Genomic DNA, 24,190 nt, shown 5'->3' on the forward strand with positions numbered 1-24,190 from the left:
GCTGGAGACGGTTCAGGGTCTGCGCGTGCAGCTCGGGGTGGTGGAACTCGTAGCGTCCGCGGCCCTGCGACTTGGCGCGTTGCATCGCGATGTCGGCCTCGCGCAGCAGCACCTCGGCGGTGCTCTCGTCGCGGCTGGTCGCCACCCCGATGCTCGCCGACACCTGGATCGTCGTGCCGCCTACGGTGATCGCAGTGGCGAGCGCGCCCAGGATCCGGTCGGCGAGCCGCGTGAGCAGCTCCTGTCCGCGGTCCCCGACGACGAGTACGGCGAACTCGTCGCCGCTGAGCCGGGCGACGGTGTCGTGCGGCCTCACGCAGCTCCGGAGCCGGCCGGCCATCTCCACGAGCAGCGCGTCGCCAGCCGAGTGGCCGAGCGCGTCGTTGACCGCCTTGAACTCGTCGAGGTCGATCAGGATCAGCGCGGCCGCCCCGTCCCGGAGCCGGAGCGCCTGGTCGAGCCGGTCGGCGAGCAGCGCGCGGTTGGGCAGCGTGGTCAGCGGGTCGTGCAGCGCCTGGTAGCGCAGCTCCTCGACGAGGCGGACCCGCTCGGTGACGTCACGCACCGCGAACAGCAGGCCGGCCACGTCGGGGTCGGCCAGCAGGTTCTGGGCGAGGATCTCGACGTCGCGCAGCTCGCCGTTCCCGTCGGTGACCCGGCACTCGAAGGTGGTCGATCCCTCGGGGTCGGTGGCGACCCGGTGCAGCTGGGCGCGCACCTGCTCCCGGTCCTCCTCGACCACCCAGCTGTCGAGGCGGTTGCCCGGCAGTGCCTCCAGCCCGAAGACCGCGCCGAGCGCAGGGCTGACGAAGCTTGCGAGCCCGTCGACGTCGGTGATGACCACGACGTCGCGCGAGGACCGGACGATCGCGTGGAAGCGCGCCTCCGCACTGGACTGGTAGCGGCGGAGCACCACGGCGACCAGGTGCATCATGAAGCCGGTGATCAGGATGCCGGGGACGAACTCCGGCAGCTGGCTCTCGGCGAGAGGCTGTCCCTCGGCCGTCGCGCCGATGGCGAACCCGGCGATCAGGAGCGCGACGGCGAGCACGAGAGCCCGCCATCCGCCGTACAGGGCTCGGAAGGTGAGCCCCACGAAGATCACCCCGCCGGCGGTCTGGGAGCCCACTCCCCAGACCGCGATGCCGGAGGCCACCGCGGTGACGAGGTCGGGGACGGGACCGGGACGGCCGCGCCGGTAGAGGTGGACCGCGACGGCGGCGAGCGCGACGACGGCAAGCGGCACCGGCCAGGAGCGTTCCTGCGGGACCGCCGGGCCGGTGAGCCACTCGAGCGTCACCGCCACCAGGTTGAGCAGCAGGAAGATCAGGAAGACGCGACGCACCAGCGGCAGGAGGGGCCGGTCCGGTCCCCAGCCGAGCCAACGCCAGACATGGTGCTTCACATCTGCGATATCGGCGGGGACCTTCTGATCCTGAACAAGAGTGAGTCGGCTACTCAGCGCAGGCGGTCAGTGCGGGATCGGCATCGCGGCGGCCGGCGTCGCGGGTCTGCTGCCCGTCGTGGACGGCGATCTGGTTCCGGCCGTGTCGCTTGGCGTGGTAGAGCGCCTGGTCGGCGCGAGACACCAGCTCGTCCACGGACTCCTCGCCGTCCCAGAGCGCGAACCCGATCGAGCAGGTCTGCTCATGAGGCGTGGCGCGGCGGAGCTCGTCCAGCTCGGCGGCGGCCTGCTCGATGCCGACGTCGGGCAGGATCACGGTGAACTCCTCCCCGCCGTACCTGGCGAGGAAGCCCCTCTCCTCGAGCATCTCCGACCAGCCGGCGGCGGCCTCCTTCAGGACCAGGTCGCCGAGCACGTGCCCGTGGGTGTCGTTGAAGCGCTTGAAGTGGTCGAGATCGATCATCGCCACGACCAGCGGCATGCGGTGACGTCCGGCGGCGGCGAGGGAGCGCGCGAGCTCGTGGTCCCAGGTCCGCCGGTTCGCGACGCCGGTCAGGCTGTCGCTGCGGGCGAGGGCCTCGAGCTGCCTGGACTGGCGGTGCAGCGTCTGGAGCAGGTCCCACATCCGGGCCAGCACCAGCGCGATGCTCAGTGCGCCTCCGACGAGGACCACGGGCGAGATCCCGTCCCGGCCGGTCAGGTGGCGCAGCGCCTCGGTCACCGGGGACAGGCCGAGAGCCAGACCCAGGAACGCCAGCCGGAGCGCGGTGAACCGCGCCTCCCGGGACGGCGACGGCTCCGTCACCCGGTTCGACGAGGGGTGCAGGGCGGCGAACCCGACCACGAGGTAGCCGGCCAACCAGAGGGTGTCCAGCCACAGCGACAGGTCGTCGCCGGCGGCGATCACCAGGACGTACTGGATGTCGGCGGCCAGGAAGACGCCCAGGCCGGTGGCCAGCGCCCAGAAGGAGAACCCGCGTCCGGCCCCGCTGGTGAACACCCCGATCAGGACCGAGAGCATCAGCAGGTCACCGGCAGGATAGGAGGCGGCGACGAGCTGGCTCAGCAGCTCGCCTCCCTCGTCGAAAGCCACCGGGATCACCAGGAACTCGGTGATCAGCACCGCAAGGCCCGTCGAGATGATCGCCGCGTCGAGCAGCGCAGCCCTCCCGGCCCGGTACTGCTCGCGAGCCAGGAAAGCCAGGCCGAGCGCCATCATCGGGTACCAGGCCAGGTATGCGAGATCCGCGACCGACGGGAACGGGTCGATGTGGAGCACCGACTCGAACACCACCCACAGGACGTCACCGAGGATGTAGGCCGTCTGGCCGGCGGCGATCGTCACCCATACCCTGCGCCGTCCGCTGCGGGCCAGCCGGGCACCCTGCACGGACATGAACAGCCCCACCCCCGCGATCGCGAGGTAGGCGAGGCTGTTCGGCAGCCCGAAGGGGAGCAGCGGCGCCAGGCCAGCACCGACCAGACCCACCGTCAGGAGGGTCCACGCAAAACGGGCGCGGCTCGATGTCACGTCTACTGTTTCGGTCGTCGAACCGGCCGACTGAAGCCCAAAAGGTCGAACCTGTCCGATTTAGCCGTATTTCAGGGTGCCCCAGGTCACAGGCCGGTATGGACCAACGGCCCTGGGAGTCCGCGGCTGCCGGGGTCCCTGATCTGCCCAAGGTCCCGACCTGTCCGGAGCGGTCGGTCGGCCGACAGCGAACGCGCCCCCGAGCTGCCGAGTGGGGATGGCAGACGGCTCCGCCCCGACGAGGGGCGGGGCCGTCCTCCGCGTCCAGTCAGACCAGCTCAGGCACGTGGAGGTGCGCGATCGCGAGCTCGAGCTCGGCCACGTCGAGGAACTCCACGTTGGCCTCCTGGGTGCTCCTCGCCCGCAGGTAGTCGGCCTGGTCCCGGGTCCGCTCCATCGCCTCGCGCGAGTCGAACGCTACCGAGGTGACGGCGCGGCCGGTGGCCCGGTCGACGAGGAGGCTGGCGCTGGCGAAGCCCTCGAGCTGCTCGATGTGGGGCAGCAGCTCGCTCTTGTAGAAGTCCAGCGCCCGGTCGATGTGCGGCGAGGGGACGCGCGACCAGGCGGTGCGGACCGCGGTCCCCGGGTGGGTGGCGTGCATGCGGTGCATCGAGGCGATCTCCCACTCCTCGACCGTCGGCGCCGCGCCGCCCGCGATCCGCATGGCCTGGTCGCGCAGCGACCTGACGGCGGTGGCGCTGTCATGCATCGCCTCGGCGGTCTCCCAGGACGTGGTGGCGATGCATCGACCGGTGTCCCGGTCGACCAGCATCGACAGGCCCAGGCAGCCTTGCAGCTCCCGGACGGCGGGCCAGACCTCGTCGCGGATGTACCCGATCGCCTCATCGATCCGGGACTGGTCTGCGATGAGCGTGGTGCTGCGTGCGTACACGGGCGCTCCCCTTCCTTCGGCGGGCGGCGCCCCGGTGGCACCACCGGATCTCCTCACGCTCCTCCGGGCGCAGGTGCCTGGCAAGCCTGTCCAGACGACGCCGGCCCGCACCGGCCGGCACGGCCCGTCAGTGACCGCTGACCGAGGTCAGCACGTCGGCCAGGCCGGCCAGGGCGTCGGTCACGACGCGGTAGTAGGTGTAGTTGCCGACGCGTCGCTCGGGAACGACCAGACCGGCCTTGGCCAGCGTGCGCAGGTGGTGGGTCACGGTCGGCTGGGTGAGCCCCAGCGGCTCGGTGAGGTCGCAGGTGCACGCCTCGAGGCCGGGCCGAGCGAGCATCAGCGACACGATCCGGAGCCGGGTGGGTTCGGCGATCGCCTTGAGCCGGGCCGCGAGGTCGACGGCCTGCTCGGCCGAGAGCGGGGCGGCGACCAGCGGGGCGCAGCAGGCCTCGACGTTCGGCACGGGCTCGATCAGGGGCAGCGGTTTGGGCATGTCCCCATGGTGCCACGAGATAGGTCACTGTCTATCTAAAGCAAAGAATGAAATAGATCTCCATCAATCCTTGACCGCGGCCGAGCGCGGTGCCACAGTGGTCATCACATAGACATTCATCTATCTGGCTTCAGGGCCGAGCGAGAAGAGGAGAGAGATGATGCACCCCACCGTGATGGCGACCCTCGCGGACCAGCACCGCACCGAGCTGTTGCAGGCCGCGGAGCAGCGGCGCCGAGCCCGCACAGTGACCTCGCGTCGTACGACGCCGGACCTCCTGACCCGCACGGCAGGTGCCCTGCGCGCCGTACTTCCCCAGCCCCGCCCCGAGACCCAGCCCTGCTGCGCCTGAGCCTCAACGACCACCAGGAAGGAAGACCCATGTCCCGCATCCAGCTCGCCCTCAACGTCGCCGACATCGACGCCGCCGTGGAGTTCTACACGACGCTGTTCGGCACCGAGCCGGCCAAGCGCCGCCCCGGCTACGCGAACTTCGCGGTGGCCGACCCGCCGCTGAAGCTGGTCCTGTTCGAGAACGCGGCCGCCACCGGCACCCTGAACCACCTCGGCATCGAGCGCGGCTCGATGGAGGAGATCGAGGAGCAGGCCTCCAGGCTCGAGGCCGCGGGCCTCGACCTCGACGTCGAGGGTGACGTCGTGTGCTGCTACGCCCGCCAGGACAAGCACTGGGTGACCGGCCCCGACGGCCAGCGCTGGGAGAACTACGTGGTGCTCGCCGACGACCGGCCCGAGCTCGAGGGCAGGACCAGCGCCGACCTGCCGCTCGCGGGATCGGCCTGCTGCGCCTGACCCCGAAGACGGACAAGGGCCCCGCGCTGCCGAGGCAGCGCGGGGCCCTTGCGTGTGGCTACTACTTGCCGGCGGTCGCGTTCTTGAACGCGGTGGCGGCCTTGAAGCCCGGGACCGTCGTCGCGGCGATCTGCATGGTCTCGCCGGTCTGCGGGTTGCGGCCCTCGCGGGCGGCGCGCTCGCGGGCCTCGAAGGTGCCCAGGCCGGGGATCTGGATCTTGTTGCCGGCGGCGACGGCGCCGGTCACGGTCTCGACGATCGCCGAGAGCGCGCGGTCGGCCTCGGCCTTGCTGATGCCGGCCTTCTCGGCGACGGCCTGGACGAGCTCGTCCTTCTTCATCTTTTCTCCTCAAGTCTCGATGGTGCGATGGCCACCATACGGGGACGCAGCCCCAGGAGAGCTCCCTCCGGCGGTGGCAAGACAGCGCAGACTAACGCGCCGGAGCCGGTCGGGGCGAGGTTGGCCCCGCTGACACACCGTCTCGTGCCCGAAGTTTTTCGGTCCATACCCGTCAAGTCACCCGATTTCCGGCCGAACAGGGAACGCAGAAGGCAGTGGCACGCCGCTGCATGCACGTGGGGGACCGATGGCGACGCTCGAAGGACTGCGCAGGCTGGTGCGGCGACCCGAGGAGATGGTCGAGGCCACCCGCTGGCTGTTCGCAGCCCTCACCCTGGTCAGCCTGCTGCTCGGCCTGGCGGCGATGTTGGGGGGCTCACAACTCGAGCTGCTGGTGGGCCTCGCGGGAACGACCGTGCTCTCTGCCTCCGTGCTGGCCGCCTACCGCCGGCGCCGGGTGTCCCTGGGCTGGGAGCTGCTCGACACCGCCGCGCTGGTCGCGGTCACCCTGGCCGCGCCCGAGCCGAACGCCTCACTCGGGTTCGTGTTCGCCTCGCTGTGGTTCCGCTCCCTCTACGGCTCGCTGTGGCACGCGCTGCTGCGCAGCACGCTGTACTCCGCGGCGATGACGGCCGGGGTGCTGCTGTGGGCAGACGTCCCCTGGCACAGCGGCGGCACCGACCTGCTTCGTGTGGTCGGTGTGTTCCCGACCCTGTTCCTGACCGTGGTCGTCTCGCGGCACCTCTCCCGCCTGCTCCACGCCCGGGAGCAGGCCTTCCGACGCGACGCCGTGCTGGCCGCCGTCGGGCCGGAGCTGCTCGGGCTGACCGACGCCGACGAGATCCTGCGGGTCGCCTGGGAGGCGACGCACCGGATCTGCACGGCCACTCCGGGGTTGCGGGCGCTCCGTGTGGTCCGCACCGACGAGGGGCTCCGCGTCACCGGCACCGCCGGCGAGCTCGGCGACGTGCCCGACGTGCTCCCCGGGGCGATCCTGCGCGGCGACGACACGACTCCCACGGCTCGGCACTCGCCCGTGCACCGCACCTCCGAGCTGGACCGCGCCGCCGGGCGGCCGTGCCGATGGGTGTCGATCCGGTTGCCCGCGCTCGGAGCCGGCAGCCGCTGGCTCGTGCTCGGTACCCCGGACGGCGACCTCACCGAAGCCGCCGTCTCGATCTCCAGCCTCGTGAACCAGGTCGCGATGGCGCTGCGCAACAGCCGGATCCACCGCGACCTCACGATCCAGGCCACGCGCGACAGCCTGACCGGGCTGGCCAACCGGGCGTCCTTCAACGCCGCCCTGGCCGCCGCCCTGACCGACGGCGGCCGCCCTGAGACGGCGGTGCTGTTCATCGACCTCGACGACTTCAAGGCGGTCAACGACCAGCTCGGGCACCGGGCCGGTGACGACTTCCTGCGCGAGATGGCGCGTCGACTCGACGCCGCCACCCGGGGTGACGACATGTGCGCCCGGCTCGGCGGGGACGAGTTCGCGGTGATCCTCGGCTCCGGCGCCTGCTCCGCCGTCGCGACCGCCCAGCGGATCGCCGACACGCTCAGCCGGCCGGTCCAGTTCACCGACCGCACCGCCCAGGTCACCGCCAGCGTTGGCGTGGCGACGGCGACCCCGGAGATGGACCTGCAGGCACTTCTGCACTGGGCCGACGTCGCGATGTACGCGGCGAAGGGCAAGGGGAAGGGCCGGGTGGTCGAGTTCGACCTGAGGCTGCACGCCGGGCCCTCCGCCCAGTCGTTCGAGCGGGAGCTCGCCGCGGCTGCCGGCAACGGCGAGCTCGTCGTCCACTACCAGCCCGTGCTCGACCTCTCCGACGGCCACTGCACGGCGGTCGAGGCGCTCGTCCGCTGGGCTCACCCCGAACGCGGGCTGCTCGGCCCCGACGCGTTCATCGCCGTGGCGGAGCGCACCGGCAGCATCCGCGACATCGGCCGCTTCGTGCTGCGGCAGGCGTGCGCGGACATGACCGAGTGGCAGCGGACGCACCCGCACGCGCCGACCGCCGTGCACGTCAACCTCTCCGCCGCCCAGCTCGACGACCCCGCCTTCGTCGACGAGGTGGACGAGTGCCTGGCGGACTTCGACCTGCCGGCCGAGCGACTGGTCCTCGAGATCACCGAGAGCCTGGTGATCTCCTCCGAGGCGGCCATCGAGCAGCTGGAGGTCCTCGCCGCACGGGGCGTTGTGCTCGCCATCGACGACTTCGGCACCGGCTACTCCGCCCTCACCACGCTGCGCACCCTCCCGGTGAGCATCGTCAAGATCGACAAGTCGTTCGTTGCGCGCTGCACCGCCAGCGCCAAGGACCTGGCGGTGATCGAGGCAGTGGTGCTGATGGCTCGCAAGCTGGGGCTGCGCACTATCGCCGAGGGCGTCGAGGAGAGCAGGCAGCAGGCGGTGCTCGACCACATCGGGGCCGACTCGGCGCAGGGCTACCTGTACCTGCGGCCCACCACGTCCACCGGCATCCACGACTGGCTCGAGTCCCTGGCGGCGGAGCAGCCCGAGCTGACCGCCTGACGGACGCTTCTCCGGCGGCCGTGAGCCCACGGGCCCCCGGGTGTACGGCGCTCGAGTCCGCGGCCGCTCAGCCCTCGCGGCTCACCGGCCCACCGGCGCGGCCGAACCGCGCAGCGACGGCGCGGACCTGCTCGGCGAGCTCGGGTGGCGAGACCACGTCGAAGTCCGCGTCGATCGAGCCGAGCAGCAGCATCGGCCAGTCGAGGGTGTCGACGTCCATCACCATCCTGCACCGGTCCTCACCGATCGCGCTGACCTCGGCCCAACGTCCGGCCGCCTTCGCGACCACCGCGGCCGGTGCGAGCAGGTGCACCTCGACGTGGATGTGCGTTCGGGCCGCCTCGATCCCCTCCCGGACGAACGCCGCCGCGTTGTCGGCCGGCAGCTCCCGAGGCCGGAACCGCGTTCCGGTCAGCCGCGGCGAGGACAGCCGGTCGACCCGGAAGGTGCGCCAGTCCATCCGGCCGAGGTCGTAGCCGACCAGGTACCACCGGCGGCCGAGAGTGACGAGCCGGTGCGGCTCGACGCGCCGGTGGGTCGTCGGACCGCCCCGCCCGTCGTACCGGAACTCCAGGCGCTCGTCGTCGCGGCACGCCTGCGCGATCGTGGCGAGCACGCCCGCGTCGACCGTCGGACCGGACAGGACGGCAGGGACGGTGAAGTCCTGGAGCGCCTTGACCCGCCGGCGCAGCTTCGCCGGCATCACCTGGACGATCTTGCTGAGCGCCCGCACCGAGCTCTCCTCGACCCCGGAGACCACGCCGCCGGCCGACGCGCTGAGGCTGACCGCGATCGCGACCGCCTCGTCGTCCTCGAGCAGGAGCGGGGGCAGCGCGGCGCCGGCCTGGAGCTGGTAGCCGCCGGCCACCCCGCGGGTGGCGCTGACCGGGTAGCCCAGCTCGCGCAGCCGTTCGACGTCGCGACGCAGCGTCCGTGGGCTGACCTCCAGGCGTTCGGCGAGCTCCGCGCCCGCCCAGTAGCGGTGCGTCTGGAGCAGGGAGAGCAGGCGCAGCATCCGTGACCGTGAGTCCGACATGTGTTCCAGACTAGTTCGGATTGAGGACAGGTTCTGACCGGAACGACTTCTAGTGTCGTGGTCATGAACTCCACGATGATTCGGACCGAGGGTCTGACGAAGCACTTCACCACGAACCACACCACGGTCGAGGCCGTGCGCGGCATCGACCTGGAGATCGAGCGCGGCGAGCTGGTCGCCCTGCTCGGCCCCAACGGCGCCGGCAAGTCCACGACCCTGCGGATGCTGACCACGCTGCTCGCGCCGACTGCGGGCACCGCGCGCGTGGCCGGGCACGACGTGACCACCGAGCAGGGCGCGGTGCGGCGGCGGATCGGCTACATCGGCCAGGGCAACGGCGCCGGCCACGTCCAGCGCGGCCGGGACGAGCTGGTCACGCAGGGCCGGATCCACGGCCTGTCGCGCGCCGCGGCCCGGGCCCGGGCCGACGAGCTCGTCGAGTCGCTGGACCTGGCCGCCGTCGCCGACCGGAAGGTGTCCGCGCTGTCCGGCGGTCAGCGGCGCCGGCTGGACATCGCGATGGGGCTGATCCACGCCCCCGAGCTGCTGTTCCTCGACGAGCCGTCCACCGGCCTGGACCCGCAGAACCGCGCCAACCTGCAGGAGCACATCGTCGCGCTCCGCCGCCGGCACGGCACGACGATGGTGCTGACCACGCACTACCTCGACGAGGCCGACGCGCTCGCCGAGCGGGTCGTGATCGTCGACCACGGACGGGTCGTGGCCGACGACACCCCGGCCCGCCTCAAGGCCGAGCTGGCCGGCGACCGGGCGAGCATCAGCCTCGCCGGTCCCGCGGACGCGATCCGCGCCGAGGCGCGCACCCGGGCGGTCGTGCCCGATGCCGTGGTCGAGCAGCGCGGTCCGGTGCTCGACGTACGCGCCGCCGAGGTGACCCGAGCCCTGCCGCGGCTGCTGTCCGAGTACGCCGCCTCGGGCGCGAGCGTCGTCGCGGTCGAGACCCACCGGCCCACCCTCGACGACGTCTTCTTGAGCCTCACCGGCCGCAGCCTTCGCGAAGGACAGGCCGCTCCCGGCTCCATCACCGACACCACCACCCTGCAGGAGGTCTCCGCATGAGCACCAACCTCGTCACCGACACCGCCCTGGTCTTCAACCGCGAGCTCCGGCCGGTGATCCGCGACCCGTTCTCGGTGGTCTTCGGGCTGATCCAGCCGCTGTTCTTCCTGGCCCTGTTCGCGCCGCTGCTCTCCAGCGTGTCCGGGCTCGGCACGAGCAGCTCGCTGCAGTGGTTCGTGCCCGGGGTGATCGTGATGCTCTGCCTGTTCGGTACGTCGACCACCGGCGCCAACCTGCAGCAGGAGATCCTCTCCGGCTCCCACGAACGGCTGCTCGTCACGCCGCTGTCGCGCTCGTCGCTGATGATCGGCCGCGCGCTGAAGGAGATCGTCCCGACCGTGGCGCAGGCGGTGGTGATCGTGCTCGCCACGGTGCCGTTCGGGTTCCGGGTCGACCTCGCGGGGGCGGTCACCGGCCTGCTGATCCTCGCGGTGTTCTGCGTCGGGCTCGGCGCGCTGTCGTACTCCCTCGCGCTCGCGTGCCGCAACCAGGAGTGGATGTTCTGGGTGGTCCAGCAGACGCTGCTGTTCCCGCTGCTGCTGCTCGCCGGGATGCTGCTGCCGGTCGACAACGGCCCCGGCTGGCTGCGGACGCTGTCGAAGGCGAACCCGCTGACCTACGTGGTCGACGCCGAGCGGGCGCTGTTCGACGGCGACTTCGCGACCGGCACGCTGCTCGGCGGTGTCGTCGCGGCTGTCGCGATGGCCGCCCTCGGCCTGCTCGTCGGCACGCGCGCGATGCGCTCCTCCGCCTGACCCCCCAATTCCCACGTTAACTAGAGGAACTGCCACTTGGCACGGGTTGCAACTCGTGCCAAGCGGCAGTTCCCCACGTTAACTTGAGGATCCGCCGGGGGCGCCCGGGCGGGGCGGGGCCGGTGCGGCGCGGCGGCTCAGTAGCGGAAGCGGGCCACCTCGGCGCGCAGCGACTCAGCCATCGTGGCCAGCTCGGCGATCGCCGCGCTGGTCTGGTTCACCGCGGCGGTGGTCGACTCGCTGCTCGCGGCGACACCGGAGATCGTGGCGGCGATCTGGGTCGAGCTGGCGGCGGCGTCGGCCACCGAGCGGCTCATCTCGTTCGTCGTCGCGGTCTGCTCCTCGACCGCGGAGGCGATCGTGGTCTGGTAGTCGCTGATCGAGGTGACGATCCCAGTGATCTGGGCGATCGCGTCGACGGCGGCCGTCGTGGCCTCCTGGATGGCGGCGATCTGCGCGACGATCTCGTCGGTGGCCCGGGCGGTGCCCTGGGCCAGGTCCTTGACCTCGCCGGCGACGACCGCGAAGCCCTTGCCGGCGTCACCGGCCCGCGCGGCCTCGATCGTGGCGTTCAGCGCGAGCAGGTTGGTCTGCTCGGCGATCGAGGTGATCACCTTGACGATCTTGCCGATCTCCTCGCTGGAGTCACCGAGCCGGGACACGGTCTCGTTGGTGGCCCCGGCGACCGAGACCGCCTCGCTGGCGACCTGGGCGGCGCGGTTGGCGTTCTCGGCGATCTCCCGGATCGACATACCCATCTGCTCGGCCCCGGTGGCCGCGGCACCGACGTTCTGGGACACCTCGTCCGCAGCCGCGGCGACCACGCCGGACTGGTGGGAGGTCTCCACGGCCGACTGCTCGATGGAACCGGCGGTGGCGGTGAGCTCCTCGGCGGCGGAGGCGACGGTGTTCGCGGAGTCCGCGACCGATCCGACCAGGCCACGGAGCGAGGCGGAAGCGCTGTTGAGCGAGCGGGTCATGTCGCCGAGCTCGTCGCTGGTGAAGGCGGGCACCTCGACGGCGAGGTCGCCCTCGGCCAGCCGGTCGAGCGCTGCGCGCAGGCGCGCCATCGGTCGCACGATCGACATCGACAGCAGCACCGCGAGCAGGATCCCGAGAAGCAGAGCCACCCCCGTGACGACGATGGTCATCAGCCGGGCCGAGTCCTGGGCCGCCTCGGTGTCGGCCCGCAGCTGCTCGACCTGCGCGTCGACCGACGACGACAGAGCGCCGAGGGCCTCGGAGATCACGTAGAAGACGTCCCACTTGGGCCCGGCGGAGACCGCGTCGCCCTGGTCGAGCCTGCCGGCGGCCCAGAGGCCGTGGATCTGGTCGTTGTAGGCCAGGAAGTCCGCCCACTGCGACTCGATCGTGTCCAGGCTGGCTTCGGCCTCGTCGTCCAGCACGCTGCGGTCGACCTCGAACAGCTTCTCGAAGCCGGCGACGCCGTCGGCGTAGTTCTTCAGGTTGTCCCCGTCCGGCGCAGCGGCCGCCGGCCCTTCGCTGCGGGACTTCCAGGCGGTGATGTTCTGCCAGTTCGCCGCCCACAGCAGGTCGTAGTCGGCCTGCTTCACCTGCGCGCGGACCGCGATCGCGCGGTCGAGCTCGGCGTTGTGGTCGGCGACCGTGGCCTGGCCGCGCACGGCCACCGCGGTCACCAGGAGCATGCCGATCCCGAGGACGCCGACGAGCATCCAGATCCGCTTGCCGATGCTGCGGTTGGCCAGGAAGCCGAGCTTCGAGTACAGGCCGGTGAGGTCCATGGGCGTCTCCTCGGGTTGCGGCCGGGCGCCTTCTGGGGTCCCCGCACCGGAGCGATTCCCTTCGCTCACCGACTCTCATCGGCCGCAGGCAGTCCGGAATGAGGCTCCGGTCACATCATGTGTCCGGAGTCACATCGGCTGCGCTCCTCAGAGCTGACGCGCCGGGATCCCCACCACGGTCGCACCGGCCGGTACGTCGTGCACCACCACTGCGTTCGCGCCCACCCGGGCGCCGTCGCCGACCTTCACCGCACCGAGCACCTTCGCGCCGGCACCGATGACCACGTTCGAGCCGATCGTCGGGTGCCGCTTGCCGGCCTTGCCGGAGACCGCACCGAGGGTGGCGCCGTGGTAGATCAGCACGTCGTCGCCGACCTCCGCGGTCTCCCCGATCACCACGCCCATCCCGTGGTCGATGAACACCCGCCGCCCGATGCACGCGCCGGGGTGGATCTCCACCCCGGTCATCGCGCGCGCGGTCTGCGAGACCAGCCGCGCCAGCAGCCGCCGACCGGAGCGGCACCACAGCCGGTGTGCCAACCGGTGCACCCAGACCGCGTGCAGGCCCGGGTAGGCCAGCATCACCTCCGCCCGGGAACGCGCCGCCGGGTCACGCTCCATCGCCGCAGCGACGTCCTCCTTCAGCCGGGTCCGCCAGCCGACGGGCGCACAGGTCGGGTTGGGGTGGTGGGTCACCTCAGTCGGCCAGGCCCTCGAACAGCACCGTGGACAGGTAGCGCTCGCCGAACGACGGCACGACGACCACGATCGTCTTGCCGGCGTTCTCCGGCCGTGCGGCGACCTGGACCGCGGCGGCGATCGCGGCGCCGGAGGAGATCCCGACCAGCAGACCCTCCTCGACGGCGGTACGGCGCGCCCACTCGACCGCGGTGCCGGCGTTGACGTCGATCACCTCGTCGTAGACGTCGCGGTCGAGGATCGGCGGCACGAAGTTCGCGCCGATGCCCTGGATCTTGTGCGGACCGGGCTCGCCACCGGTGAGGATCGCCGACTCCTCGGGCTCGACGGCGATCACCTGCACCTCGGGCTTGCGCTCCTTGAGCAGCCGCCCGGCACCGGTGATCGTGCCTCCGGTGCCGATGCCGGCGACGAGGATGTCGACGGTGCCGTCGGTGTCGTTCCAGATCTCCTCGCCCGTCGTACGGCGGTGGACGTCCGGGTTCGCGGGGTTCTCGAACTGCCGGACCAGCACGGCACCGGCCTGTCCGCCGATCTCCTCGGCCTTGGCGATCGCGCCCTTCATGCCCTCGCTGCCCGGGGTGAGCACGAGCTCGGCGCCGAAGCCGCGCAGCAGCGCCCGGCGCTCCTTCGACATCGTGTCGGGCATGGTGAGGATGACCTTGTAGCCGCGGGCGGCGCCGACCATCGCCAGCGCGATGCCGGTGTTGCCGGAGGTCGCCTCGACGATCGTCCCGCCGGGCTTCAGCTCACCGGACGCCTCGGCGGCGTCGACCATGGACACGCCGATCCGGTCCTTCACGCTGTGCGCCGGGTTGTAGAACTCGAGCTTCGCGAGGACGGTGGCGCCGGCGTCGCCGACCACCCGGTTCAGCCGCACCAGCGGCGTGTTGCCGACCAGCTGGGTGACGTCGTCGTAGATCCGCATCAGGCTCTCCTTCGGTGCTCGCGGCGGCGGTTCGGCATGAACCACCCCAAGAAGGATCGCAGGTCGCGCCAACCGCTGCGGACGCGACCGGGGTCAGGCGCTCTCGGCGGGCACCGGCTCGGCGAACACGACGATGTTGCTCAGGTAGTCACCGTCGACCCAGTCGGTGCAGGTGACCAGCACCAGCCGGCCGCCGCGCCGCTTCTGCCCGAACAGGTCGTAGGCGTGCTCGGTGACCTCGGCCTTGGAGTACTCCGTCACCCGGGTGACCCGGTAGTCGACCGCGCGGCCGTCGTCGTACACCTTCACGACGGCGCCGCGCTCCACCGTGCCGAGCCGGTTCATCACACCACCGCCGGCGTGCAGGGTGTGCCCGGTGAGGACGGTCTGGCCGACCGGGGCGCCGGGGTGGGCGCTGCGCTGCCACCAGCCCACCGTGCGGGCGTCCTCGGGCGGGGTCAGCACGCCGGCGGTGTCAACCTCGATCGGCTTCAACGGGGCGTCGAGCCCGATCGAGGGCACCTCGAGCCGGCGCGGCGGCTTGCCCGTGGTGAAGGGCGCCTGCGGTGCGGAGACCCCGGCGTCGGCCTCGACCGGGTCGTCGGAGGGCATGACGAGCACGGCAGCGACCGCGACCAGGGCAGCGACGACAGCGCCGGCGAGCAGGGCTCGCAGGCGCTGCCTGCCGTCGACGTCCAGGCTCACGGGGACGTCACCTCGTGGCGAGGAAGCGGTACCCCACCAGCCCGGCCACGCCCATCAGCACCAGTGCCGCGGGCACGGTGCCGTCGGAGCGCGGGCTGGGGGCTTCGGCGAGTCCGGCGTCGACCGCGGTGGGCACCTCCGGCAAAGCCTCGGGGGCGGCCGGTGCAGCCGGCGCCTCCTGGGCCACGACCGCGTTGGGGCCGCAGCTGACGTTGCCGATCTGCGCGTTGACGAGGCTGTCGGCCCCGAGCTGCTGCGCGGCGGGCAGCACCTGGAGGTCCAGCGCGGTCACCTCGATCGCGTTGTCGGCCGGGGCGGACTGCTGGTTGAGCGTGATCTCGAGGAGGTTGTCCTCCAGCGGCGCCAGCTGCGGGGCGAGCTCGGCGAGGAGCGTGTCCACGACCTGGGTCTGCAACGCCTCGGTGAGCGTGGTCAGGTCGGCCAGCGCGCCGTCGAAGGTCGCCTCGAGGTTGGTCTCCACGGCGTCGAGTACGGCGGTCACGACGGCGTCGAGGTCGGTGACCACCTTGGTGTTCGGGGCGGGGTTCACCGGCAGCTCGACGAGGTCGACCTCCTCGCCGGCGAGCAGCAGGGTGAGCCGCGCGTCGGCGATGTTGGCGGTGCCGGACGCGCCGTCGGGCGAGGCCTCACACCGCGCCTCGACCGCACCGAGGTTGCCGACCAGCCCGACCTCACCCAGCGGGGCGAGCGCCTCGGTGAGCGCGGCGGTGATCGGGCCGACCAGCTGGCCCATCACGTCGTTCAGCGGCGCCAAAGGGGCCAGCGCGGACTCGGGGTCGACCAGCACGCTGTCGCTGAGGTCGAGGTGCGCCAGCGTCAGCCCGATCGGACGTCCTGGGGTGATGCAGCGCGAGTCGCCGATCCGGACGACGGAGCCGCCTTCGCCGGCGACGCCGGCACAGGCGGCCGAGACTCCGCGGCCGCCGTCGAACTGGGCGGAGACGTCCTGGGCGAGCACGCCGAGGTTGGCCAGCTGCTGGTTGCCGAGCACGCCCACGGTCGGGTTGGTGACGCCCTCGGTCGACTCCTCGGTGCCGTCGTGCGTGGCGGCTACCGGCGCGGTCTGCAGGCCGTTGCCGGCCGGGTCACCGGCGATCCGGACGTTCAGGGCCTGGGCGCTCGCCTGCGACACCGGCGGCGGGGCGGCCAGAGCGGGGCCGGCGGCCATCGCGGCGAGAGTGATCGCGGCTCCCACGGCAGCGAAACGGGTCAACGTGCTCACAAGGCCCCCAAGATGGCTGTTGTGGTTCGACAGGTTGGTGGACCTCGCCCGAGAAGGCGGATTTACGATCCCGGCGAGGACCGTAACTGAGCGCGACCTGGAAAGTAAACCCTTGTGACACGGTCAGTGACACCACGGGACGTGCCGTCACGGGATCCCCAGGGGCGCCTGCACGGACAGGGCGTCAGTGGGTGTTCGCCGCAGGCTCCAACCCGCGCCACAGCAGCACCCAGGCCCGGTCGGCGACGGCGCGACGCTGCTCGGCGGGCGCCCGAGCGACCACGGCGGCGACCATGCCGACCGCGAGCAGGAGGTCGTCGGCCGTGACGGTGCTGCGACCGTCCGCGGCGACGTCGGCGAGCACCCGCCTGACCCGGTCGGCGAGCGCGACCACCCGCGGGTCCTCGGAGGTGGCGGTGAGGATGTCGACGAACGCGACCGACCCGACGATCTGGTCGGTCAGCGCCCGGACGAGCATCTCGAGCGTCACGCCGGGCTCCTGGGCGAGGGCCTCGAGCCCCAGCACGTTGTCCTCGAACACCGCGAGCGCCAGGCCGGCCCGGTCGGGGAAGTGCCGGTACAGGCTGCCCTGCCCGACCCCGGCGCGCTTCGCCACGGCGCTCAGCGGTGCGTCGATGCCGCGTTCGCCGAACACCTCGTGGGCTGCTGCGAGCAACGCGCGACGGTTGGCCTCCGCGGCGCTGGGTCCGCGGTTCTCACGACGCACGGTGGGCACCCGGTCACCGTACCGCCGGGCCGACCACGCCCATGCAGCGATCTGCCCCTCCCACGACACCCGGTCCGGTGGCGAGAGGGGCAGATCCGCAAGGGAAGTCGGCGTCAGCCGGCCTGGACGGCCTCCTGCAGCCGGCGGGAGGTGTCGGCCAGCCCTCGTGCGGCGGCGCGGATGTCCTCGAGCTCGGCGGTGGTCCGCCGCGAGGACTCGTCGACGCCCTCGAGCGCCGTCGCGATGTGCCGGCCGCCGTCGACGGCCTGGGCCAGGCTCGCCGCCATCGCCGAGGTGGTCGCGGTCTGCTCCTCCACCGCACCGGCAATGGTGGCCTGGAAGTCGTTGATCCGGCCGATGATCTCGCGGATCCGCACGATCTCGTTCGCCGCCTGCGCCACCGCACCCTGGATCGCCTCGACCTGCGCGGAGATGTCCCCGGTGGCCTGCGCGGTCTCCTGGGCCAGGTCCTTGACCTCGCCGGCGACCACGGCGAAGCCCTTGCCGGCGTCCCCGGCACGGGCCGCCTCGATGGTGGCGTTGAGCGCGAGCAGGTTGGTCTGCTCGGCGATCGTGGTGATCACCTTGACCACGCTGCCGATCTGCGCGGAGGACTCACCGAGCTCGGCGACGGCACGGTTGGTGGCGTCGGCGATCTCGACGGCCTCACCGGCGATCTTGGCCACGGCGTGGGCGTTCTGCGCGATCTCGCCGATCGAGGCGCCCATCTCGTGGGTGCCCGAGGCGACGTTGTCGATCCCGTTGCTGACCTCGTGCGCGGTCGTCGAGGCCGCCGCGGTCTGCTCGGCGGTCCGGGCGGCGCTGTCGGTGATCTCGTCGCTGGTCTCCACCAGCCGGTGGGTGGCCGCGTCGAGCTCGCCGATCGCGGCCCGGACGTCGGCGGCGACCGCCGCGGACCGGTCGAGCGTGCCGTTGAGTGCGGTGGCGAGCTTCTCGAGCTCGGTGCGGCCGTTGCCCTCCGGAAGCCGGGTGTCGAGGTCGCCGCTGGCGAGTACGTCGGTCGCGGACCGGATCGGCCGGACGATGGTCCGCCCGACGAGGAACGACGCGCCGCCGACGAGCACCAGCACTCCGAGACCGCTGAGCAGCAGCTTCATCGTCTCGCCGAGGACGACCGAGCGGACGTCGTCGACGTACACCCCGGAGCCGATCACCCAGCCCCACGGCTCGTAGCCGGCGACGTAGGAGACCTTCGGCTGCGGTTCCTCGGCGCCGGGCTTGGGCCACTGGTAGTCGACGAAGCCGGCGCCCTCGGCCTGCACGACCTTCACGAACTCGACGAACAGGTGCTTGCCGTCGGGGTCGGCGTTCTCGGTGAGGTCCGTGCCGTCGAGCTCGGGCTTCATCGGGTGCATGACCATCGTCGGGTGCATGTCGTTGATCCAGAAGTACTCCTCACCGGAGTACCGCAGCTGCTTCACCGCGGTCAGCGCGGCGGCCTTCGCCTGCTCCTCGGTGAGCGCGCCGCCGGCCGCCTGCTCGCCGTAGTGGGTGACGACACCCAGCGCGGTCTCGACCACGCTGCGCGTGGCGGCCTGGCGCTCGGCCATGATCCGCGACTGCATCTGGCTCGACGCGACGAGCGCGAGCATGGTCATCCCGAGCCCGAACAGGACCACGATGACGACCAGCCGTGCCTGGATCGACATGGCGTTGAGACGCTTCATCTCCGACTCCCCGTGTTGAGGTCTTTGGGACCTCATCGGCCGGGACCTTCGTCACGTGAGCGGTTTCACACCGCGTGCGCCGCGGGTTGATGTTTCCCGGCTGCACCGGTCGGATAGGGCCATGACTCCCCCGAAGCCGCCCGCCCCCGGCACCGGCTGGACCGCCGAGCGCGTGACCGCCCTCTTCACCAGGCTCGCCGAGCACATCCCTGCCGCGCAGGAGCTGCGCCACCGGATCCACGCGGAGCCACGGGTCAGCGGTGACGAGCAGGACACCACCGACCTGATCGTCAAGGCGCTCGGGCTGCCGGCGACGCCGGTCGCCGAGACCGGCGCCCTGGTCCGGATCGGCGACCCCGACGGCCCGGCGGTGGGGATCCGGGCGGAGCTGGACGCGCTCCCGGTGCACGAGAGCAGCGAGGTCGGCTGGCGCTCGGTCAACGACGCCATGCACGCGTGCGGTCACGACGTGCACATGGCCGCGGCGTACGCCGTGGCCCGCACCCTGGAGGAGATGGGCGGACCGCTGCCGCTGCTGCTGGTGCTGCAGCCGCGCGAGGAGACCCTGCCCTCCGGCGCCAAGGACGTGGTCACCTCCGAGCAGTTCCAGGTCCACGACGTGCGCGCGTTCGTCGGGCTGCACGTGCAGCCCCGGCTCCCCGCGGGCTGCTTCTCCGCGATCCCGGGCCCGGTCAACGCGGCCGCCGACGAGTTCGAGATCCGGGTGCAGGGCCGGCCCGGACACGCGGCGTACCCGCACCTCACCGCGGACCCGGTCGTCGCGGCAGCGGACCTGATCGGCACCTTGCAGCACCTGATCTCCCGGCAGGTCGACCCGACCAACCCGACGGTGCTCACCGTCGGGTCGATCGAGGGTGGCAACTCCCCCAACGTGGTGCCGGCGTGCGTGACGATGAAGGGGATCTTGCGCACCTTCGACGAGCACGACCGCACCCGGCTGCACGGGTCGATCGAGCAGGCGGCGCGCGCGGTCGCGGAGGTGCACGGCTGCGACGCCGGCACCAGCGTGACCCTGGGAGCGCCGGTGCTCGACAACGACACCGACCTGGCGACGGCGGCTGCCGCGCGGATCGAGCGGGCGGGGTTCACCCAGTCCTCGCCGCTGCGCTCCTGCGGCGCCGACGACTTCTCCTACTTCTGCCCGGTCGTCCCGTCGCTGATGGTGTTCCTGGGTGTGGGCTCGGGGGAGGCCGGTGCGCCGGGGCTGCACCACCCCGGCTTCCTGCCCGGGGAGGAAGCGGTTGCGGACGCGGCGACGACGCTGCTGGCTGCCTACCTCGGTGCCTGCGACACCGTGCTCGACCTGCCCGACGCGGAGACCCCGCTGAGCCCGGCGACCCGCGCGGACGAGTGAGGCCGGTCAGTCGGTCAGCCCGGCGGTGACCTTGGCCAGGTCCGCGATCACGTCGACCATCTGGCCGGTCTTCTCGAGCACGCGGCGCTGACGCACCGCTCCGTTCCCGCGCTCGCGGAGCCGCTCGACCCGGTCGCGGACCAGTTCCTCGTCGCCGTTGGCCCGCAGCGCCGGCCCGACGTGGGTGAGCAGGTCGGCGAGGACGTCGTACGCCGGACGGGGCCGGTGCGTGACCGGGTCCAGCAGCGAGCCGGTGAGCCCTTCACGCGCGGCCTGCCAGGTGGCGAGCCGGAGCATGGTGACCGGCACCTTGGCCGGCTCCGTGCCGCGCTTCCAGTCCTCGACGGCGGTGTCCACCAGCGCCCGGGCCAGTGCCCCGATCAGCACGGTGTCGCGGACGTCGAGGCAGACGTCGGCGACCCGGATCTCCAGGGTCGGGTAGTGCTCCGAGGGCCGCGCGTCGATGTAGACCATCCCGGCGTCGAGCAGCACCTGGCAGCCGACGAGCTCGTCGACCCACCCGCGATACTCCGCTCCCGAGTCGAACAGCTCCGGCGGGCCACTGATCGGCCAGCGACCGATCACCTGCGACCGGTAGCTGGCGTAGTGCGTGTCCGAGCCCTGCCAGAACGGCGAGTTGGCGCTGAGCGCGAGCAGCGTGGGCAGCCACACGCGGATCCGGTTGAGTGCGGCGATCGCCTCGTCCTCGGAGTCGACCGAGACGTGCACGTGGCAGCCGCAGCTGAGCTGCTCGGCGGCGGTCAGGCCGAACCGCTCGTGCATCTCGGCGTACCGGGAGTCGGGCACGATCTGCGGCGTCACCGCGACCGGCGACGTGCCGACCGCGAGGATCGAGGTGCCCTCGGGCCGGGCCGCCTTGATCGCCACGTCACGCCAGCGGCGCAGGTCCTCCTCGAGGTCGGCGAGGGACGTGTGCGGCGAGGTGTCGGTCTCGACCTGCTGCCGCTGCAGCTCGCCGCCGACCGTCCCGCCGGGCCCGTCGGAGCTCTCGACCGTGGCGGCCAGCTCCTCAGCGCGGTCGAGCACCCGCGCCGCCACCGACCGTGGCTGCCCGGTCTCGGCGTCGACGACGAGCAGCTCCTCCTCGATTCCCAGTGTGCGCATGAAAGACCCCTCCCAGGTCGCCGAGGGGCCTGTGCCACGTGGGCAGAAGTTGCCGTTGGGGACCACCCCGAGCAACCTGTCTCTGCCCACTTGGCGGCGTCGCATGCGGGTTCAGGCAGTGGCGAGGTCCTCGTCGGGGACCGTGACCGAGTCGAGCGGGATCACCGGGTACATCTCCGGCTCCTGGTCCGGGGTGAGCGCGGTGGGCCCGTAGATCCACTCGGTGAAGGTGTAGTCGTAGGTGTCGCGTGCGCGGAGGATCTCGTTGCGCTGCAGGCGCTTGAGCCCGTCGAGGTGCCACAGGTCGCCCCAGACCCGGCCGGTGGTGATCACCCGCCGGCAGTGCTCGGGACGGACTGCGTCGTACGCGGCGAGCGCCTCGCCCCAGTCCAGGCCGGCCACCGACGCCCCGGCGTCGAGCAGCCGGCCGACGTGCTCGGCGAGCACCCAGCCGTCCTCGATCGCCATGATCGCGCCCTGCGCCATGTACTGCAGCGGCGGGTGCGCGGCGTCGCCGAGCAGCGCGATCCGGCCGTGCACCCAGCTCATGATCGGGTCGCGGTCGAACATCCGCCACCACCGGTCGCGCCACATCAGCGGGATCCCCTGCCGCACCTGGTCGCAGGTGCCCTCGAACGCCGCGTCGAGCTCGTCCGGCGTACCCCAGTCGTCCTCGCCGGCCAGCGCCTTGGGCGACTCGAACACCGCGACCTGGTTGAACATCTCGCCGCCGCGCAGCGGGTACTGCACGAAGTGACAGCCCGGACCGACGTACAGCACCACGTCCTTCTCCGACACGTCGAGGTCGCGCACCTGCTCGATCGGCACCGCGGCCCGGTAGGCGACATAGGCGCTGTTGACCGGCTCGTCGTCGACCAGCAGCCGGCGGGCCACCGAGTGCAGGCCGTCGGCGGCGATGACGACCGCGGCCTCCTCGACGTGGCCGTCCTCGAAGGTGACCTGGGCGCCGTGGTCGGTGTTGTCGAAGGACACCGCGGTCTTGCCGGTGACCAGCTCGACGCCGGCCCTCTCGCAGGCGCGCAGGAAGATGCCGTGCAGGTCGCTGCGGTGGATCACCATGTAGGGGAAGCCGTACTTGCGCTCCAGGTCGGCCAGGTCGATCCGGGTCAGCTCACTGGCGTCGACGGCGTCCTTCATCACCATCGCCTCGGGCAGCACGCCGAGCTGCTTGGCCTCGTCGAGCAGGCCGTACTCGTCGAGGATCCGGGTGCAGTTCGGCGCGATCTGCATGCCTGCGCCGACCTCGCCGAACTCCGGGGCGCGCTCGAGCACGCGGACCCGCAGCCCCTTGCGGTTGAGCGCGAAGGCGGCGCTGAGACCGCCGATGCCGCCGCCGACGACGACGACGTCGGGCCGTCCTGCGTCCGGGGTGAGGTGCTGGGTGTGGCGCTGGGTGTTCATCGGGTTCTCCTTGAGGGGTGCGTCCGGGACGCCTCAGAGCCAGGCGGGGAGCTCGGGCACCGGGCCCGGGTCGGCGGCCACGCCGGCCGCGCCCCGTCCGGCGAGGTACGACGCCACCCCGGCCAGCGAGCCGACCACGGCGACCGGTTCACCCGTCCCCGGCACGTCCCATCGGTCGCCGGTGTCGGACGCCTCGGCCACAAGGGCCGGTCCGGCTGCGGGGCCGCCGCCAGCGCCGGCGCGCTTGCCGACGATGTCGTCGCACAGCGCGGCGAGGAAGTCGGCCGGCAGGTCGGCGAACCCGAGTCCGGTGCCGAGGTCGACGGCGTGCACCATCACCTCGCGCGCCCGCATCCACGGGGTCTCCGAGGCAGGCACGGTGCGGCCCTGGGCGGTGACCACCTCAGCGTGCCAGCCCGCCTCCGGCAGGGCGTCCATCGCCGACTCCAGCCGGTGCGCGGACTGCTTGAACCACTCCGTCAGCGCACTTCCGGCGAGCCTGCTGCCGGCCTCGATGTCGGCGGTGCGCTGCTCCGGCGAGGAGTACATCGGGGTCCGCTCGCCGGTCGCCGCCCAGTGCACGAGGTTGCCGAGCGCGTCGGCGTTCGCGGCGACGTGGGCGACCAGGTGGCGCCGGCTCCACCCGGGCAGGGCGGACGGCTCGGCGTAGCTGTCCTCGTCGAGCCCGTCGACGGCTGCAGCGAACAGCTTGGTGCCCTGGGCGACCCAGCGGCGCGCGTCGTCCCTCGTGCGGCGGGGCATCAGGCCGCGCCCTCCTTGACGACCCGGTTCTCCAGGCGGCCGATCCCGTCGATCTCGGCAACCACGGTCTCACCACCCACGAGGTAGCGCTCGGGCTTGCGCGCGTGGCCGACCCCGCCCGGCGTACCGGTGGCGATGATGTCGCCGGGGTTGAGCCGGACCATGGTCGAGACGTACTCGACCAGCGCGACGGGGTCGAAGAGCAGGTCGGCGGTGGTGTCGGACTGCATCACCTCACCGTCGACCTCGAGGCGCACGGCCAGCGTCGGGCGGACGCCGCCAGGCAGCTCGTCGGGGGTGACCAGGCACGGGCCGACCGGGGTGGTGGAGTCCCAGTTCTTGCCCTGCAGCCATTCGCGGGTGCGGAACTGCCAGTCGCGGCAGGTGATGTCGTTGAGCACGGTGAACCCGGCGATCGCCTGCTCCGCCTCGGCGGTCGAGGCGCGGCGCACCGGTGAGCCGATCACGACGGCGAGCTCGACCTCCCAGTCGAAGGCGTCGGTTTCCTCGGGCCGGACGATGTCGTCGGTCGCGCCGATCAGCGTGTCGGCGAACTTGGAGAACAGCGTCGGGTACTCCGGCAGGTCGCGGCCCATCTCCTGGATGTGGTTCTTGTAGTTGAGCCCGACGCAGACCACCTTCGACGGCCGGGCGACCAGGGTGGCGAGGTCGGTGCCGTCGACGGGGTACGTCGGACCCTCGGCCGCCGTGGCGAGCTCACGCCAGCCCGGCTGGGCGAGGAGGTCACCGAGGTCGTCGTGGCCGAGGTCGACCAGCGTGTCGCCGTCGACCCGGACAGCGCGGGTGCCGCCCTGGACGCGAGCGGTTGCGAGCTTCATGTGATGGGGTTCCTTCGGTCGTGGGTGTCG

22 protein-coding genes and 1 pseudogene are annotated in these 24,190 nt (G+C 72.0%); 6 read left to right on the plus strand and 17 right to left on the minus strand.

Annotated features, from left to right (window positions below):
* Positions 1-55: 55 nt before the first annotated feature.
* The 4 genes and pseudogenes from ACYVIH_RS09065 to ACYVIH_RS09080 form a co-directional block, all read right to left on the minus strand.
* Positions 56-934: pseudogene (locus ACYVIH_RS09065) on the minus strand (diguanylate cyclase domain-containing protein); the annotation flags it as partial.
* Between the two features lie 520 nt (positions 935-1,454).
* The gene (locus tag ACYVIH_RS09070; protein ID WP_460868413.1) at positions 1,455-2,894 is read right to left on the minus strand and encodes a GGDEF domain-containing protein; all 1,440 of its coding nucleotides are present in this window, start codon (positions 2,892-2,894) and stop codon (positions 1,455-1,457) included.
* A gap of 310 nt (positions 2,895-3,204) precedes the next feature.
* Complete coding sequence (locus ACYVIH_RS09075; RefSeq protein WP_460868415.1) at positions 3,205-3,828, minus strand: hypothetical protein; 624 nt, start codon at positions 3,826-3,828, stop codon at positions 3,205-3,207.
* 127 nt (positions 3,829-3,955) lie between these two features.
* Complete coding sequence (locus ACYVIH_RS09080) at positions 3,956-4,324, minus strand: ArsR/SmtB family transcription factor (RefSeq protein WP_460868417.1); 369 nt, start codon at positions 4,322-4,324, stop codon at positions 3,956-3,958.
* Positions 4,325-4,481: 157 nt separating this feature from the next.
* On the opposite strand from ACYVIH_RS09080, the gene ACYVIH_RS09085 reads away from it, so the two are divergent.
* Positions 4,482-4,676: a hypothetical protein gene (locus ACYVIH_RS09085; RefSeq protein WP_460868419.1), complete on the plus strand. Its 195-nt coding sequence runs from the start codon at positions 4,482-4,484 to the stop codon at positions 4,674-4,676.
* Between the two features lie 29 nt (positions 4,677-4,705).
* Positions 4,706-5,134: an ArsI/CadI family heavy metal resistance metalloenzyme gene (locus tag ACYVIH_RS09090; RefSeq protein ID WP_460868421.1), complete on the plus strand. Its 429-nt coding sequence runs from the start codon at positions 4,706-4,708 to the stop codon at positions 5,132-5,134.
* Between the two features lie 61 nt (positions 5,135-5,195).
* Here ACYVIH_RS09090 and ACYVIH_RS09095 read toward each other — a convergent pair whose 3' ends face one another.
* A complete protein-coding gene (locus tag ACYVIH_RS09095; RefSeq protein ID WP_460868423.1) occupies positions 5,196-5,474 on the minus strand; it encodes an HU family DNA-binding protein in 279 nt (92 codons plus the stop codon).
* A gap of 247 nt (positions 5,475-5,721) precedes the next feature.
* Between ACYVIH_RS09095 and ACYVIH_RS09100 the strand changes: the two genes are divergently transcribed.
* A complete protein-coding gene (locus ACYVIH_RS09100; protein ID WP_460868425.1) occupies positions 5,722-8,013 on the plus strand; it encodes a putative bifunctional diguanylate cyclase/phosphodiesterase in 2,292 nt (763 codons plus the stop codon).
* 67 nt (positions 8,014-8,080) lie between these two features.
* Here the strand turns inward: ACYVIH_RS09100 and ACYVIH_RS09105 are convergent, their stop codons facing one another.
* Positions 8,081-9,049: a helix-turn-helix transcriptional regulator gene (locus ACYVIH_RS09105; protein ID WP_460868428.1), complete on the minus strand. Its 969-nt coding sequence runs from the start codon at positions 9,047-9,049 to the stop codon at positions 8,081-8,083.
* Positions 9,050-9,112: 63 nt separating this feature from the next.
* Between ACYVIH_RS09105 and ACYVIH_RS09110 the strand changes: the two genes are divergently transcribed.
* The gene (locus tag ACYVIH_RS09110; RefSeq protein ID WP_460868429.1) at positions 9,113-10,129 is read left to right on the plus strand and encodes an ATP-binding cassette domain-containing protein; all 1,017 of its coding nucleotides are present in this window, start codon (positions 9,113-9,115) and stop codon (positions 10,127-10,129) included.
* Positions 10,126-10,884 (plus strand): ABC transporter permease, encoded by a 759-nt coding sequence (locus ACYVIH_RS09115; protein WP_460868431.1) that lies wholly within the window; start codon positions 10,126-10,128, stop codon positions 10,882-10,884. The genes ACYVIH_RS09110 and ACYVIH_RS09115 overlap by 4 nt, the downstream gene beginning before the upstream one ends.
* A 137-nt stretch (positions 10,885-11,021) precedes the next feature.
* On the opposite strand, the gene ACYVIH_RS09120 is transcribed toward ACYVIH_RS09115, so the two are convergent.
* From ACYVIH_RS09120 to ACYVIH_RS09150, 7 genes are all read right to left on the minus strand, one after another.
* Positions 11,022-12,647, minus strand: coding sequence for a methyl-accepting chemotaxis protein (locus ACYVIH_RS09120; RefSeq protein WP_460868433.1), 1,626 nt, complete (start codon positions 12,645-12,647; stop codon positions 11,022-11,024).
* 147 nt (positions 12,648-12,794) lie between these two features.
* Positions 12,795-13,343, minus strand: a complete 549-nt coding sequence (cysE, locus tag ACYVIH_RS09125; RefSeq protein WP_460868435.1) for a serine O-acetyltransferase — start codon at positions 13,341-13,343, stop codon at positions 12,795-12,797.
* A gap of 1 nt (position 13,344) precedes the next feature.
* Complete coding sequence (gene cysK / locus ACYVIH_RS09130; RefSeq protein ID WP_460868616.1) at positions 13,345-14,277, minus strand: cysteine synthase A; 933 nt, start codon at positions 14,275-14,277, stop codon at positions 13,345-13,347.
* Between the two features lie 90 nt (positions 14,278-14,367).
* A complete protein-coding gene (locus ACYVIH_RS09135) occupies positions 14,368-14,979 on the minus strand; it encodes a class F sortase (RefSeq protein ID WP_460868437.1) in 612 nt (203 codons plus the stop codon).
* Positions 14,980-14,986: 7 nt separating this feature from the next.
* On the minus strand, positions 14,987-16,222 hold the full coding sequence (locus ACYVIH_RS09140) for a hypothetical protein (protein ID WP_460868439.1): 1,236 nt from the start codon (positions 16,220-16,222) through the stop codon (positions 14,987-14,989).
* A 184-nt stretch (positions 16,223-16,406) separates the two neighbouring features.
* On the minus strand, positions 16,407-16,958 hold the full coding sequence (locus ACYVIH_RS09145) for a TetR/AcrR family transcriptional regulator (protein WP_460868441.1): 552 nt from the start codon (positions 16,956-16,958) through the stop codon (positions 16,407-16,409).
* A gap of 104 nt (positions 16,959-17,062) precedes the next feature.
* Positions 17,063-18,637, minus strand: coding sequence for a methyl-accepting chemotaxis protein (locus ACYVIH_RS09150; RefSeq protein ID WP_460868444.1), 1,575 nt, complete (start codon positions 18,635-18,637; stop codon positions 17,063-17,065).
* Positions 18,638-18,758: 121 nt separating this feature from the next.
* On the opposite strand from ACYVIH_RS09150, the gene ACYVIH_RS09155 reads away from it, so the two are divergent.
* The gene (locus ACYVIH_RS09155; protein WP_460868446.1) at positions 18,759-20,012 is read left to right on the plus strand and encodes a M20 metallopeptidase family protein; all 1,254 of its coding nucleotides are present in this window, start codon (positions 18,759-18,761) and stop codon (positions 20,010-20,012) included.
* Between the two features lie 6 nt (positions 20,013-20,018).
* Here ACYVIH_RS09155 and ACYVIH_RS09160 read toward each other — a convergent pair whose 3' ends face one another.
* The 4 genes from ACYVIH_RS09160 to ACYVIH_RS09175 all read right to left on the minus strand — a co-directional run bounded on the left by ACYVIH_RS09160 (position 20,019) and on the right by ACYVIH_RS09175 (position 24,160).
* Positions 20,019-21,137, minus strand: a complete 1,119-nt coding sequence (locus ACYVIH_RS09160; protein ID WP_460868448.1) for a carboxylate-amine ligase — start codon at positions 21,135-21,137, stop codon at positions 20,019-20,021.
* Between the two features lie 111 nt (positions 21,138-21,248).
* Positions 21,249-22,559: an FAD-dependent oxidoreductase gene (locus tag ACYVIH_RS09165; protein ID WP_460868450.1), complete on the minus strand. Its 1,311-nt coding sequence runs from the start codon at positions 22,557-22,559 to the stop codon at positions 21,249-21,251.
* A 33-nt stretch (positions 22,560-22,592) separates the two neighbouring features.
* Complete coding sequence (locus tag ACYVIH_RS09170) at positions 22,593-23,321, minus strand: maleylpyruvate isomerase family mycothiol-dependent enzyme (protein WP_460868453.1); 729 nt, start codon at positions 23,319-23,321, stop codon at positions 22,593-22,595.
* The gene (locus ACYVIH_RS09175) at positions 23,321-24,160 is read right to left on the minus strand and encodes a fumarylacetoacetate hydrolase family protein (RefSeq protein ID WP_460868455.1); all 840 of its coding nucleotides are present in this window, start codon (positions 24,158-24,160) and stop codon (positions 23,321-23,323) included. The genes ACYVIH_RS09170 and ACYVIH_RS09175 overlap by 1 nt, the downstream gene beginning before the upstream one ends.
* Positions 24,161-24,190: the final 30 nt, after the last annotated feature.

Source organism: Nocardioides pakistanensis, from assembly GCF_054781215.1.